We start from the raw sequence: 13,675 nt of genomic DNA, 5'->3' as shown, positions 1-13,675 counted from the left end.
ATGCTACAATAAAAATAAAAAAACAGAAAGGGAGATAGGCGATGTATTTTGTTGATCGTCAAAAAATCGAAAAAACATTGAAATATATGGAGGAAGTCGTCTCCTATATCCAACAACCGTTTCATACGCCAATAGAGAAGCTAGCGCTTGAACGGATAGGACATGTCATTATTGAATCAATCATTGATGTTGGAAATGCGATGATTGATGGGTTTATTATGCGTGATCCGGGAAGTTATGAGGACATTATTGACATTTTAGTCGATGAACGTGTTCTTTCGGATGAAGATGGCGAGGCATTAAAACAAATCATTCATTTCCGCAAAAAGCTTGTGCAGCAATACATTGATGTACCACATGACGAATTATTAAAAGCGTTGCAAAACTACCGCCATGTTCTTCAATCTTTTCCGACGGCTATTCGCACGTATTTACACAATGAACTTGGACCTGTGTCCGCCTTTTTAAATGAAAATGTTTAAAAATTGTGTGTATAGGGAAAATCGTATAAAATGGAAGAGGGTGAAAAGCGATGCGAAAAAAAACCTCTTCCACGAAAGAGCAAATTTTGAAAATGTTAAAAGTACAAAAGCGGTTAACTGTTGGTGAGATGGCGGAACAGTTACAAATTACAGAAATGGCTGTCCGACGTCATTTAAGTGCGTTAGAACGCGAAGAATTGGTTGAATCGACGCTTGTTCGTCAACCGATGGGGAGACCGACCAACGTGTATCAATTAAGTGTCAAAGGACATCAGCGTTTTCCGCGCCATTATCAGCAAACAATGATTGATTTTTTAGCTGATTTAGAACAAATGGGCGGAAAACAAATTGTAGCAGAGTTGTTCCAAAATCGGAAAGAGCGGATGAGAAAGCTATACGAACAACAATTTGGAGATAAATCGTTTGATGAGAAAATAAAAGAACTTGTGGCAGTACAAAATGAGCATGGATATATGTCCGAGTTGTTACAATACGATGACGGTTCATTTGAATTAGTGGAACATAACTGTCCGATTGCAGAGGTCGCACAAGCGTATCCGATTGCTTGTGAGTGTGAGCGCAATTTGTTCGAAACGCTCATTCACGAGGCGGAAATTGTTCCAAAGACGTGTTTAGCTGATGGGGATGATGCGTGTCGTTACCATATTAAGCGAAAAAAATGAACAATCATTGACAGTCGCTACTCTCTTTTTGACAAGTATAGCTGTTTTGCGTTAAAGTTTGAACGTGCAAGTTGTCAAAAGGAGTGGCAAAAGTGAAAACATATAAAGGATATTTGATTGATTTAGACGGTACAATGTATCGTGGGACAGAACGAATTGAAGAGGCGTGTGCTTTTGTGCATCGCCTTCATGAAAAAGGTATTCCGTATTTGTTTGTCACGAATAATTCTTCACGCACGCCAGAACAAGTGGCTGAAAAGCTTCGGAAATTTGGCATCCCTGCAACGGAAGAACAAGTATTTACAACAAGTCAAGCAACGGCCAATTACATTTATGAAAAGAAGCCGAATGCTTCTGTTTATGTGATTGGAGAAGATGGCATCCGTCGAGCGCTTGAAGAAAAAGGGTTTACATTTGCGAATGAAGATGCAGAAGTTGTTGTAATGGGCATTGACCGCAGCATTAACTATGAAAAATTAGCGATTGCATGCTTAGCTGTTCGCAACGGAGCCATGTTTATTTCTACAAATGGAGACATTGCGATTCCGACGGAGCGTGGACTTTTACCTGGAAACGGTTCACTTACATCTGTTGTCGCTGTATCGACACAGACGAAGCCAATTTTTATTGGAAAACCAGAAAAAATTATTATGGAACAAGCGCTTGAAGTGCTCGGTGTGCCGAAAGAAGAAACGTTAATGATCGGGGACAACTATGATACGGATATTATGGCGGGAATGAATGCAGGAATAGATACGCTTCTCGTTCATACAGGCGTGACGACGAAAGAAATGTTACAAACGTATGATCGACAACCGACGTACGTCGTTGATTCGTTAAAAGAGTGGATCGAACGTATATAAAAAGGTGCCGATTGAGGCACCTTTTCTATTTATTCCACATGGGCGGCGCGATGAGCTAAACGGCTTGAAGCGGCAGCAGCAATCGCCCCAACGATATCATCTAAAAATGTATGACAGTAACCAGAAGATTTATCATTTAATTGTTTTAAAATACCCGGTTTTTGTTTATCGATGTAACCGTAATTCGTAAAACCAATGGAACCATATACGTTAACGATGGACAGAGCTAAAATTTCATCGACTCCATACAATCCTTCGTCTTTTGCGATAAATGTTTGAAGCGGATCTTGTAGTAACCCTTTCTCTGCCAACATATCGAGTTGAATACCCGTAAATAATGCATTTTGCACTTCCCTTTTTGCGATTACTCGATTGACGTTATGAATACATTCGTCCATCTGTAAGTCAGGATGATATTTAGATTGTAAATAATAAACGAGTTCCGCAATATGTTCGATGGTTACCCCGCGATCTGCAAGCCATTGTCGTGCAATTTGCTCCATTTTTCCTATTTTTTTTTCCTCCATCCAACTTCACCTATTTCATTTTTTATTTTTTACAATGTATGTGTGTTTTTTATGAAACGTGCGTTCATTTCCTCTCTCATATGAAGTTTATACGTATTTTTTAAACATATACATGAAAGAAGGAGGGATGTGCATGGATTATTATTTTCGTATCGATCATATGGAAACAAAAAATGATCGTTTTCTTGTTCGAAGTGGAAATGACATATATATTGCGGTGCCGACGAATGAGAAAGAAAGCGACATACAGCAGTTATATTATATGGCGATGTATATGCGAACACAAGGTGACGAAACGATTGCAACGTTGCTTCCAACGAAAACAGGACGTTTTATTGGCATGTTACAAGGAAAGCAAGTGAGTGTATGGAAAATGGAAAACCGAATGAAAACAGGAGATACCGCGCAACAACTCGCATTATTTCATCAGCGCGGGCGCACATATCCGTATGATGTTTCAACGAGAAATCGGTTCGGGCGATGGGGGGAACTATGGGGACAACGTATTGATCAATTAGAACAGTTTTGGCAATGGCAAGTGAGATCGTCTGAAAAAAGTGAAATAGACGAACAGTTTATTGAAACGTTTCCGTATTATGTAGGATTGGTTGAAAATGCGATTCAATACGTTGTGGATACGCAGTTAGACGAAGTTCCAATGCGTAGCGATATGCGAACCATTTGTCATGAACAATTTACACCAGAAATGTGGGAGATGGGGAAAATACCGATGGATTGGGTGTTTGATCATGCGAGTCGCGATGTTTCGGAATGGATACGAAACCAATGGCTGATGAAACAACCAGACGAAACGATTGTCCACTTTTTACGAACGTACGAACAGATACAACCGTTTAGCCGGTTTTCTTGGCGAATGATTTATGCTCGCTTGTTATTTCCACTTCATTATTTTCAAGCGATTGAAAACTACTATGGAGCAGAAGGGGACATAAGACAAGGCTATGAACAGCAATTACGACAAGTGTTTAAAGAGAGCGATATATATGAACGAAAGCTTCGCCATTTTCATGATATAACTACTATGTCCATCCCTCGTCTTGACTGGTTATAAATATGTTACAATGAAACGGAGGACAATGTGCGAAAGGGGTCAAGAGTATGGGGAGACCATATGTGTTTATTACAAGAAAACTACCAGACGATATTGTTGCTCCGTTATACGATAAATATGATGTAAACATGTGGCCACATGAACATCTTGTCGTTCCGCGCGACATATTGCTTCAAGAAGCAAGCCGAGCGGAAGCATTAATTACGATGATATCTGATTGTATTGATGAGGAGTTATTGCAACAAAGTGTGAAACTTCGTGTTATTGCGAATGTAGCTGTCGGTTACGACAATATTGATGTAGAGGCAGCGACAAAACGAGGGGTCATTGTTTGTAACACGCCTGATGTATTGACAGAAACAACGGCGGATTTAACATTTGCTTTGTTGTTAGCAACAGCAAGGAGAATAGTTGAAGCAACCGAGTTTATAAAAAAGGGAGAATGGAATAGTTGGAGTCCGCTGTTACTTGCAGGGACAGATGTTCACCATAAAACGATTGGGATTGTCGGTATGGGCAAAATTGGGCAAGCTGTTGCACATCGAGCAAAAGGATTTCATATGCGCGTGTTATATTATAATCGTTCGCGAAATATTGAAGCGGAACGAACGCTTGGTGCAACGTATTGTTCATTTGATGAGTTGCTTGAACAAGCAGACTTTGTCGTCTGTTTAACTCCTTTAACGAACGAAACGTATCAATTGTTTAACCGTGAAGCATTTATGAAAATGAAGCGATCAGCTATTTTTATTAACGCAGGGCGTGGGGCGGTTGTGGATGAAAAAGCGCTATATGACGCGTTAATCGATCGACAGATTGCTGCGGCAGGATTGGATGTATTTGCCGAAGAGCCGATTCGTTCGGATCATCCGCTATTACAATTACCGAACGTTGTTGCTTTGCCGCATATCGGGAGTGCGACAAAAGAAACGAGGTACGCGATGATGCAACTATGTTGTCGCAACGTGATCGCTGTGTTAGAAGGAAAGGAGCCTTATACACCTGTACAGAGCCAATAGGCTCTTTTTTTATTTTTTTAGAAAATTTTTAAACATAAAACGTTTTCATATGGTACGATAATGAAAATAAGGATTGTAAAAGAAATGGAGATCCTCTATAATGTCTACTATAAAAGAACAAATGTTCATTACAGAAAAACAAGAGGTGGGGAAGATGGTAAAAAGCGTATCAGTTGGATTGTTAGGATTAGGAACGGTTGGCAGTGGGGTAGTTAAAATTATTAAAAATCATCAAGATAAATTAATACATCAAATTGGTTGCCCTGTTGAAATAAAAAAGATCGCAGTTCGTGATCGTAGCAAAAAACGAGATGTCGTTTTGCCAGAGGCAGTATTAACAACACATGTAGAGGAGGTAATTAACGACCCGGACATTGATGTTGTCATTGAAGTGATGGGAGGCGTTGAAGAAACGCGACAATATATATTACAAGCGTTAAAAAATGGAAAGCATGTCGTTACAGCTAATAAAGATTTAATGGCATTATACGGTACAGAGTTGCTCTCTGTTGCATCTGAGTACGGTTGTGACTTATTTTATGAAGCAAGTGTAGCGGGAGGTATTCCAATTTTACGCAGCCTTGTAGATGGATTGGCATCTGATCGCATTACAAAAATGATGGGCATCGTAAACGGAACGACGAATTACATTTTAACGAAAATGAGCAAATTCAATCGACCATATGAAGAAGTATTAGCGGAAGCGCAAGCGCTCGGTTATGCTGAGGCAGATCCGACATCAGATGTGGAAGGATTAGATGCGGCACGGAAAATGGCAATTTTAGCTCGGCTCGGCTTTTCGATGCATATCGATTTACAAGATGTGTATGTAAAAGGGATTACAGGAATTACGGAGGAAGACTTAAACTACAGCAAACGACTTGGCTATACGATGAAATTAATTGGTATTGCCCATCGCGATGGTGAAAAAGTAGAAGTGAGCGTGCAACCAACATTGCTACCTGAAACGCATCCACTTGCGTCAGTAAATGACGAGTATAATGCAGTTTATGTTTATGGGGAAGCGGTCGGGGAGACGATGTTTTACGGCCCGGGGGCAGGAAGTTTGCCAACAGCAACGTCTGTTGTATCCGATTTAGTTGCCGTTATGAAAAACATGCGCCTCGGTGTGAACGGAAGAAGTGCAGTCACTCCGCAATATGACAAGTGTTTAAAAGACGATAGCGAAATATACTCTAAATATTTCTTACGCATTCATGTGAAAGATCAAGTTGGGGCGTTTGCGAAAATTACATCGCTCTTTTCAGAACGAGGAGTAAGTTTCGAGAAAATTTTACAACTTCCTTTAAAACAAAAAGACTTAGCTGAAATTGTACTCGTTACACATCAAGCGTCTTTAAAAGATTATCGTGATGTATTGCAACAGTTGCGTGATTTAGAAGTTGTCGAAGAAGTGAAAAGTTCGTATCGCGTAGAAGGGGAAGGTGCATTGTAATGTGGAGAGGATTGTTACATCATTATCGTGACTATTTGCCAGTGACGGATCAAACGCCGATGTTATCGTTAAATGAAGGAAACACGCCACTCATTCCGCTTATTCATTTGTCTGAAAAACTCGGTGTCGAGTTATACGTTAAAACAGAGGGAGCGAACCCAACAGGATCATTTAAAGATCGCGGAATGGTGATGGCTGTTGCTAAGGCAAAGGAAGAAGGGAGCGATACGATTATTTGTGCTTCAACAGGTAACACGTCTGCTGCAGCAGCAGCATATGCCGCTCGTGCAAATATGCGTTGTATTATCGTCATTCCTGATGGAAAAATTGCGCTTGGGAAGTTGGCGCAAGCGGTCATGTATGGAGCAGAAATTGTTGCAATTCAAGGCAACTTTGATCACGCGTTAAAAATGGTGCGCCGTTTAAGTGAGATTGCACCTGTCACGCTTGTTAATTCGGTCAATCCGTATCGCATCGAAGGGCAAAAAACAGCAGCGTTTGAAATTTGCGAACAACTTGGGCAAGCGCCTGATATTCTTGCGATCCCAGTAGGAAACGCAGGGAATATTACAGCATATTGGAAAGGATTTAAACAATTTCATGAAAAGCATGGCACAAAATTACCGGAAATGCGCGGGTTTGAAGCGGAAGGAGCAGCAGCGATTGTGCGCAATGAAGTGATCGAAAATCCTGAGACGATTGCGACAGCGATTCGAATTGGCAACCCAGCGAGTTGGGAATATGCTGTTCAAGCCGCCAACGAATCGGGAGGAAAAATTGATGAGGTGACAGATGCCCAAATTTTAGATGCGTACCGTCTACTTGCACGAGAAGAAGGAATTTTTGCAGAACCGGCTTCATGCGCGTCAATTGCTGGTGTCATGAAGCAAGTGGAGAGCGGAGAAATTGCAAAAGGAAGCCGAATTGTTGCGGTGTTGACTGGAAATGGATTAAAAGATCCAAATGTAGCGATGGACGCGACGAATATTCAACCGATCGTTTTGCCAAATGATGAAGAAGCGGTGTTTGCGCACATTCAAGGAGCTGTTCTTCAATGAATGATGGGGAGATGTTAAAAATTGTCGTGCCAGGAAGTACAGCTAACCTTGGCCCTGGCTTTGATTCGATCGGATTAGCTGTATCGTTACATTTAACATTAGAAGTTGTTCTTGCTGAAATGTGGGAATTTATTCCGAAAACAAGTGAAGTAAAAAGCATTCCAACAGATGAAAGTAATTTAATTTATCAAGTAGCAAATCAACTAGCTCGTCAGTATGGTGTAGTGCTACCTCCGTGTCGCGTGTTTGTATCAAGTAACATCCCATTTACGAGAGGGTTAGGTAGTAGCGCAGCTGCCATTATAGCGGCCATTGAGCTAGCAAATGAGCTTGGACATCTTGATTTGTCACACCAGGAAAAAATGCGCATAGCTAGCGTATATGAAGGTCATCCTGACAATGTTGGTGCTTCTTTATATGGGGGAGTAGTCATTGGAAGTCATTTAAAAGACCGTACACATGTTGTGCACATCCCTTCCATTCCGGTTGATTTAGTTGCTGTCATTCCGGCGTACGAATTGGAAACGAAAAAGTCTCGCACTGTTCTTCCAAGTGCATTTACGCGCGAGCAAGCAGTCGAGGCAAGCGCTATTAGTAATGTGCTCGTCGCTGCATTGTTAACGCACAACTGGTCGCTTGTTGGTGAAATGATGGATGCAGATGTATTTCATCAACCATATCGGGAAAGTCTCGTTCCTGAATTGCAACATGTGCGCGCAGTAGCGAAGCGGAATGGTGCGTTTGGTGTTGCGCTAAGTGGTGCTGGTCCAACTGTTCTTTGTTTTGCTGAACAAGGGAGAGGGAAAGAAGTATATGATGCGCTTGTGGCAACATTTCCACATTGTGATGTTCGCATGCTGTCAGTAGAGACGGCGGGAAGTTGTGTATATAAAATGGCATTAGAAAAATAAATGATTTTTTATAGTCAAAAGGGGTGCACTTTTCGTACACCCCTTTTTTTAAAACACTTGTTCAACCTCAACCACGCCGGGAACTTCTTCAAGCAATGCGCGTTCAATTCCCGCTTTTAACGTAATCGTTGAGCTTGGGCAACTACCGCATGCACCGAGAAGACGAAGTTTAACAACGCCATCTTCCACATCGACTAACTCACAATCTCCGCCATCGCGAAGTAAAAATGGACGAAGTTTATCTAACACTTCTTGCACTTGTTGTTTAATATCTTGATCTGCCATTTTCATCGACTCCTTTCACTAATTTTATTATAATCATCATGATGAAAAAAATCTATTCACGTTACTTAACTTTTTTCCAGGGGAGAGAATAAATATGATTGAAATATGTGTGTATGGAGCGGATACGATTTGTGCTTCTTGTGTCGGTGCTCCGTCATCAAAAGATACGTACGAATGGCTTCAAGCTGCCATTTCGCGAAAATATCCGAACCATTCATTTCAGTTTGTGTATGTTGATATTTTTTCACCACCAGAAGACGAAGAAAAACGTCAATGGGCACAAAAGGTCATTGACGAAGACTTATTTTATCCTGTCGTTGTCATTAATGGCGAGATTGTTGACGAAGGAAATCCGAAATTAAAAAACATTTATGAAGCGATTGAAAAAAGGGCGAAGTAACTCGCCCTCATTCATTTTACATAACGCAAATCCGTAATTTGTGCTTCATGTTCAATGGAACGTTTAGAAAGTACATCTAACATATCTTGTCTTTTCTGCATTTATACGAAAAATGTAGGAAATTAATATCCGTTATGGTACTTATACATCCATAAAACGCCTGATTTTAGAAGGCGTGGGACGCGACCGGTTAGTGGACGATCGGCAACGAGACCGAATCCATGCTTTTTGCCCAATGATCCTAAAACGCCTTTTAATTTAATTGGTGGAAATTCGCTTGGCGGTTCTTCACCTTTCCAACGTTTTTGTAACACTTGAGCGATTTGTTCTGCTTGACCTTCAGCGAGTTGAGCGCTCGGGGCATGCGGTAAGCTCGCGCAATCCCCAACAACGTATACATTTTCTATATTCGGTATGTGATGTCTAGGTGTTAACACGACGCGCCCTTGATTGTCTTTTTCAACATTCAGTTCGCGAACGACACGATTCGGTTGGATGCCAGCAGTCCACACAATCGCATCACAGTGGATTGCTTCATCATGGTTATACAACGTATGTTCTTCGACTTTTGTAATATTGGATTGGCGAATGAGTTCAACGCCATGTGAATGAAACCATTCTTCTACATAATGACTTAGCCGTTCAGGAAACATAGATAAAATACGCGTGCCTCGATCAAATAGTTTTACGTGTAAGTCTGGACGGCTTTCAACTAATTCACTTGCCAATTCCACACCACTTAATCCAGCTCCGACAACGCCAACGATACTATGTGGAGGGAGATTGCTTATTTTTTGATACGTTTCTCTTGCTTTATCGATTGTTTGAATGCTATAAGTAAAGATGTCTGCACCGGGCACACCGTGATACTTATCCTCACAGCCTAAACCGATGATTAAGTCATCGTACGGAATGCATGTCCCATCTTGAAGATGCACAACTTCATGATGTAAATCAATTTTTTTGACCTCACCGAACACGTAAGATAGGCGAGGGTGTTCTGGGAATGGGACGCGAATATGTTGGTCGCTAATTGTCCCAGCAGCTAAAGCGTAATATTCTGTTTTTAAGCAATGGTATGGAACGCGATCAATTAATGTAATACGAATATGTTCTGGTAAATTTGGAAGGATGCGGAGTAAGATGCGCATATTTCCGTATCCGCCACCAAGTAGCACGAGGTTTCTCATGGAAGCTTTCCCCTTTTGATAAAATTCGACCATTAAAAGTATAACGAAATTGTGACAAAATAACAACATTTTTTCGAGAAACATGAATAATTAAGTGGTTTTTTACATGTTAATATTACATCATTTTTTGTAAAAGTGTTATAATATTAAGATTGAGGTGAATATATTGTTAAAACCGATCGTTGAATTTTGTATAAGTAACTTAGCAAATGGGTCCCAACGTGCACTAGAGCAATTGGAGAAAGATCCAAATTTAGATATTGTTGAATATGGGTGTTTAGGGTACTGCGGGAAGTGCGCCAATACATTGTTTGCGATGGTAAATGGGGATATTGTCACAGCAGAGGATGCGGAGCAACTTGTCGAACGAGTTTATGCGTATATTGAGGAAAATCCAATGTTTTAGGGGGCTATTGTGCCCCCTTCTTTTCTTCACGGATTTCTTGCCAACGGTCGTAAGCCATATTGACAATTCCTTTTTCAATCGTCTCTTTTTTTCTAGCAATCACGCGCGAAAAGTAAATAATCGCTTGTTTTTCTTTTCCTAGCCTACGATATAATTCTCCGATTAAGTACAATAAGCGTACTTCGGACATATGTGTATGAATAAAATCGTCTGATTCATAAGAAGCGATGTATTGGTCGAGCGCTAATCGCATAAATCGCTGTTCATCTTCATTTCGTTGTTTTGAACGATACAACCATGCGAGACGCATATAAAGTCCAGCGAGCGCAATATGCTTTTCCTTTTTCAATGTGGCGGAATAAATACCGAGTTTATATGTATCAATCGCCTCAGCAAATGTTCGAGCCCCGCCGTAGTTTTTCCCATGCCAATTGGCGCAAATATTTTGTTGGATTGTTTCCAAAGTCTGTGGTGGGAAATATGTCGAAAATTCCTCTGTTGCCGAAAATCCGCAGTGTGGACAAACATGGACGTAATACAAAAGCGGATTCGCTTCTTCGCTTGCATAATATGAACAAAAGTCAGTGTCATGTTGGACCGGGCGGATGAAACGTGAACGAACTTTTTTTGTTGTATATGTTTGTTTACAAACAAGACATGTGACGGTACGATCATATAAAATATCCATTATGTTCCCTGCCTTGTATGATTGATAGTCATATTATACTATATGTTTCTCGGATTGCCTGCGACTTTTTATGTATTTGTAAAAAAGTTGTCACGGTTATGATGACGATGTATAGTGTTATTAAAGATGTATGCGGAGGGGAAGTATGAGAAGTTTTTCATTTACGAAAATGCACGGTCTAGGAAATAGTTACATTTACGTAAATATGTTTAAAGAGTGTTTAGCGGAAGAGGAATTATCGTATATTGCACAACGTGTATCAAATGTGCATACGGGAATTGGTTCAGATGGGCTTATTTTAATTTGTCCGTCCGATATGGCTCCAGTGAAAATGCGTATTTTTAATAGCGATGGATCGGAAGGAAAAAACTGTGGCAACGGGTTGAGGTGTGTAGCGAAATATGCATATGAACACGGGATTGTTCAAGAGGAACAGTTTCTAATTGAAACGTTATCAGGTCTTGTTGAAGCTCGTGTTTTCGTTGAAGATGGGAAGGTCAATAGTGTAGAAGTAAATATGGGGAAACCCCGTTTATCCCGCGCTGAAATACCGATGATAGGAAAAGCGAATGATGTTGTCATTAGCGAACCAGTCGACTTTGAAGGGCATACGTATTACATGACAGGTGTATCGATGGGAAATCCTCATGCTGTGTTTTATGTTGATCATATCGAACAGGCACCTGTTACAACGCTTGGACCAGTCGTGGAAAAAGATGAGCGTTTTCCAGAAGGAGTTAATGTAGAGTTTGTGGAAGTGGTGAGCGAACGTGAGCTTCATTTTCGTGTGTGGGAGCGAGGGTCTGGTGTAACGCAAGCGTGCGGAACAGGGGCGTGCGCAGCGGTTGTGGCATCCGTATTAAACGGAAAAACGAAGCGAAATGAAGAAACAGTTGTCCATTTAGCGGGTGGAGATTTGTACATTACATGGAAAGAAAACGGAGATGTGTTGATGCGCGGAGCGGCCGAAACTATTTGTACAGGTGTATACTACTATTAAAAAGGAGTGAGGTCGAATGGAGCAAATCGTTTTGTTAACAGAAAAAGCAGTAGAGCAAGTGAAGCAGATGATGAAAGAAAGCGGGGAAGAAAACGCTTATTTTCGTGTCGGCGTCTATGGAGGAGGATGTAGCGGATTATCTTATGCGATGGGATTCGATCATCATAAACGTGAAGATGATCATGAGTTTGAAAAAGACGGTTTGCGTATATTAGTCGATAAAGAAAGCGCGCTTGTACTAAAAGGGACGACGATCGATTATGAACAAGGAGCGATGGGTGGCGGATTTACGATTCATAATCCGAATGCTATTGCTTCATGTGGTTGCGGTTCATCGTTCCGCACAGCGACACATGCTGGTACACCAGAAGAATGTTAAAAGGCCCCCTGTATGGAGGCCTTTCTTTTACTCAAACATCGATGTAGAGTGAAGTGGTTGTACTTTTGCGTTTGGATCAATGTATGATTTTGCGTTGTTGACTGCTGTCGGTGCTTCACCAAATCCGCAAGCGATTAACTTGACTTTTCCTTCGTATGTGCAAATGTCGCCTGCTGCATACACACCTGGAATGTTTGTTTCCATTTTAGAGTTTACTTTAATGCAGTTTTTCTCGATTTCTAATCCCCACTCTTTAATTGGGCCGAGCGAAGAAATGAAGCCATAGTTGACAATTACAGCATCGACATCAATTGTTTCGCGGGCTTTCGTTTTCACTTCTTCTAAAACGACTTGTTTGATACCGTTTTTATCCCCGATCAATTCGACAGGAACGAACGGCGTTTTTACATCAACAGATGAGTTCATTAAATTTTCGACGCTATGTTCATGTGCGCGGAATTTATCGCGACGATGTACGATCGTTACTTTTTTAGCGATTGGCTCAAGCATAAGCGCCCAGTCAACTGCAGAGTCGCCCCCACCGCATACGAGCACATTTTGACCCGCAAATTTATTTAAATCATCAACGAAATAATGTAAGTTTTTACCTTCGTATTGTACTGCGCTTTCGAGCTCTAACCGCCGAGGCTGAAATGCACCGTTTCCGGCAGTAATGATGACTGCTTTGGAGTAGTGAATTTCTTTATTTGTTGTCAGCTTAAACGTCCCATCTTCTAGTTTTTCTAACTTTTCCACGGATTGTTCTAGGCAAACGGTTGGGTTAAATTTGCTCATTTGTTCTTTCAAGTTGTCAATCAGTTGTTGTGCACGAATTTTTGGGAAACCTGCTACGTCATATATGTATTTTTCAGGGTAAAGCGCGGAAAGTTGCCCACCAAGTTGTGGAAGGCTTTCGATAATTTTGACGCTCGCTTGACGCATGCCACCATAAAACGCTGTAAATAAGCCGACAGGTCCACCGCCGATAATGGTAATATCGTATAATTTTTGATCTTCTTTCACGTTCATTCCTCCTAAAACGTAAATTCTCACGTATTATCATACCATAAAAAATGGTTGAACGCTTTTGTTGTTTTGAAAATTTCGACATGAACTCGACAAAAATTATGACCAAAAATTGAACAAATAAGTCTTGAAAAAGAGAGAAAAAAAGAATAAGATGTTAACGTAGAAATGACAACTTTGTTACAAAACGTTGTATTTTTTTGGTCTATTTCGTGAATAAATTCACAAAC

General features: G+C 40.8%; 17 protein-coding genes. 12 read left to right on the top strand and 5 right to left on the bottom strand.

The window, feature by feature from the left end; genetic code table 11:
- The first annotated feature begins 41 nt into the window (after positions 1-41).
- The 3 genes from CS060_RS02950 to nucF all read left to right on the top strand — a co-directional run bounded on the left by CS060_RS02950 (position 42) and on the right by nucF (position 2,028).
- On the top strand, positions 42-482 hold the full coding sequence (locus tag CS060_RS02950; protein WP_035048514.1) for a DUF86 domain-containing protein: 441 nt from the start codon (positions 42-44) through the stop codon (positions 480-482).
- 50 nt (positions 483-532) lie between these two features.
- Positions 533-1,165: a helix-turn-helix transcriptional regulator gene (locus CS060_RS02945; RefSeq protein WP_035048511.1), complete on the top strand. Its 633-nt coding sequence runs from the start codon at positions 533-535 to the stop codon at positions 1,163-1,165.
- Between the two features lie 92 nt (positions 1,166-1,257).
- A complete protein-coding gene (gene nucF, locus CS060_RS02940) occupies positions 1,258-2,028 on the top strand; it encodes a 5' nucleotidase NucF (protein ID WP_035048625.1) in 771 nt (256 codons plus the stop codon).
- Between the two features lie 29 nt (positions 2,029-2,057).
- Here nucF and CS060_RS02935 read toward each other — a convergent pair whose 3' ends face one another.
- A complete protein-coding gene (locus CS060_RS02935; protein WP_035048507.1) occupies positions 2,058-2,555 on the bottom strand; it encodes a phosphatidylglycerophosphatase A family protein in 498 nt (165 codons plus the stop codon).
- Positions 2,556-2,688: 133 nt separating this feature from the next.
- Between CS060_RS02935 and yutH the strand changes: the two genes are divergently transcribed.
- The 5 genes from yutH to thrB all read left to right on the top strand — a co-directional run bounded on the left by yutH (position 2,689) and on the right by thrB (position 8,071).
- Entirely contained in the window at positions 2,689-3,627 is a 939-nt protein-coding gene (yutH, locus tag CS060_RS02930; RefSeq protein ID WP_035048503.1) for a spore coat putative kinase YutH, read from the top strand.
- Between the two features lie 47 nt (positions 3,628-3,674).
- Positions 3,675-4,646, top strand: coding sequence for a 2-hydroxyacid dehydrogenase (locus CS060_RS02925; protein ID WP_035048499.1), 972 nt, complete (start codon positions 3,675-3,677; stop codon positions 4,644-4,646).
- Between the two features lie 154 nt (positions 4,647-4,800).
- Complete coding sequence (locus CS060_RS02920) at positions 4,801-6,102, top strand: homoserine dehydrogenase (RefSeq protein WP_035048495.1); 1,302 nt, start codon at positions 4,801-4,803, stop codon at positions 6,100-6,102.
- Positions 6,102-7,160: a threonine synthase gene (thrC, locus tag CS060_RS02915; protein ID WP_035048491.1), complete on the top strand. Its 1,059-nt coding sequence runs from the start codon at positions 6,102-6,104 to the stop codon at positions 7,158-7,160. The genes CS060_RS02920 and thrC overlap by 1 nt, the downstream gene beginning before the upstream one ends.
- The gene (gene thrB / locus CS060_RS02910) at positions 7,157-8,071 is read left to right on the top strand and encodes a homoserine kinase (RefSeq protein WP_035048487.1); all 915 of its coding nucleotides are present in this window, start codon (positions 7,157-7,159) and stop codon (positions 8,069-8,071) included. Before thrC ends, thrB begins: the two co-directional genes overlap by 4 nt.
- A gap of 48 nt (positions 8,072-8,119) precedes the next feature.
- On the opposite strand, the gene CS060_RS02905 is transcribed toward thrB, so the two are convergent.
- Positions 8,120-8,356 carry a NifU family protein gene (locus CS060_RS02905; protein ID WP_003398276.1) on the bottom strand — a complete coding sequence of 79 codons (237 nt, stop codon included), beginning with the start codon at positions 8,354-8,356 and terminating at the stop codon, positions 8,120-8,122.
- A 94-nt stretch (positions 8,357-8,450) separates the two neighbouring features.
- Here CS060_RS02905 and CS060_RS02900 point away from each other — a divergent pair, with 94 nt between their 5' ends.
- Positions 8,451-8,756: a YuzD family protein gene (locus tag CS060_RS02900; RefSeq protein WP_035048483.1), complete on the top strand. Its 306-nt coding sequence runs from the start codon at positions 8,451-8,453 to the stop codon at positions 8,754-8,756.
- Between the two features lie 122 nt (positions 8,757-8,878).
- Here the strand turns inward: CS060_RS02900 and CS060_RS02895 are convergent, their stop codons facing one another.
- Complete coding sequence (locus tag CS060_RS02895) at positions 8,879-9,946, bottom strand: NAD(P)/FAD-dependent oxidoreductase (RefSeq protein WP_035048479.1); 1,068 nt, start codon at positions 9,944-9,946, stop codon at positions 8,879-8,881.
- Positions 9,947-10,112: 166 nt separating this feature from the next.
- On the opposite strand from CS060_RS02895, the gene CS060_RS02890 reads away from it, so the two are divergent.
- Entirely contained in the window at positions 10,113-10,352 is a 240-nt protein-coding gene (locus CS060_RS02890; protein ID WP_035048476.1) for a YuzB family protein, read from the top strand.
- A gap of 4 nt (positions 10,353-10,356) precedes the next feature.
- Here the strand turns inward: CS060_RS02890 and CS060_RS02885 are convergent, their stop codons facing one another.
- Entirely contained in the window at positions 10,357-11,040 is a 684-nt protein-coding gene (locus CS060_RS02885; RefSeq protein ID WP_099668680.1) for a DUF2225 domain-containing protein, read from the bottom strand.
- A 145-nt stretch (positions 11,041-11,185) separates the two neighbouring features.
- On the opposite strand from CS060_RS02885, the gene dapF reads away from it, so the two are divergent.
- Both dapF and CS060_RS02875 read left to right on the top strand, forming a co-directional pair.
- Positions 11,186-12,040: a diaminopimelate epimerase gene (gene dapF / locus CS060_RS02880; RefSeq protein WP_035048473.1), complete on the top strand. Its 855-nt coding sequence runs from the start codon at positions 11,186-11,188 to the stop codon at positions 12,038-12,040.
- Between the two features lie 16 nt (positions 12,041-12,056).
- Entirely contained in the window at positions 12,057-12,419 is a 363-nt protein-coding gene (locus CS060_RS02875; protein WP_032101105.1) for a HesB/IscA family protein, read from the top strand.
- 27 nt (positions 12,420-12,446) lie between these two features.
- Here the strand turns inward: CS060_RS02875 and CS060_RS02870 are convergent, their stop codons facing one another.
- The gene (locus CS060_RS02870; protein ID WP_035048471.1) at positions 12,447-13,442 is read right to left on the bottom strand and encodes an NAD(P)/FAD-dependent oxidoreductase; all 996 of its coding nucleotides are present in this window, start codon (positions 13,440-13,442) and stop codon (positions 12,447-12,449) included.
- Positions 13,443-13,675 lie beyond the last annotated feature (233 nt).

It is taken from the genome of Anoxybacillus flavithermus, from assembly GCF_002742685.1.
Taxonomy (GTDB): Bacteria; Bacillota; Bacilli; order Bacillales; family Anoxybacillaceae; genus Anoxybacillus; species Anoxybacillus flavithermus_E.
This window is presented reverse-complemented; position numbering and strand designations above follow the sequence as displayed.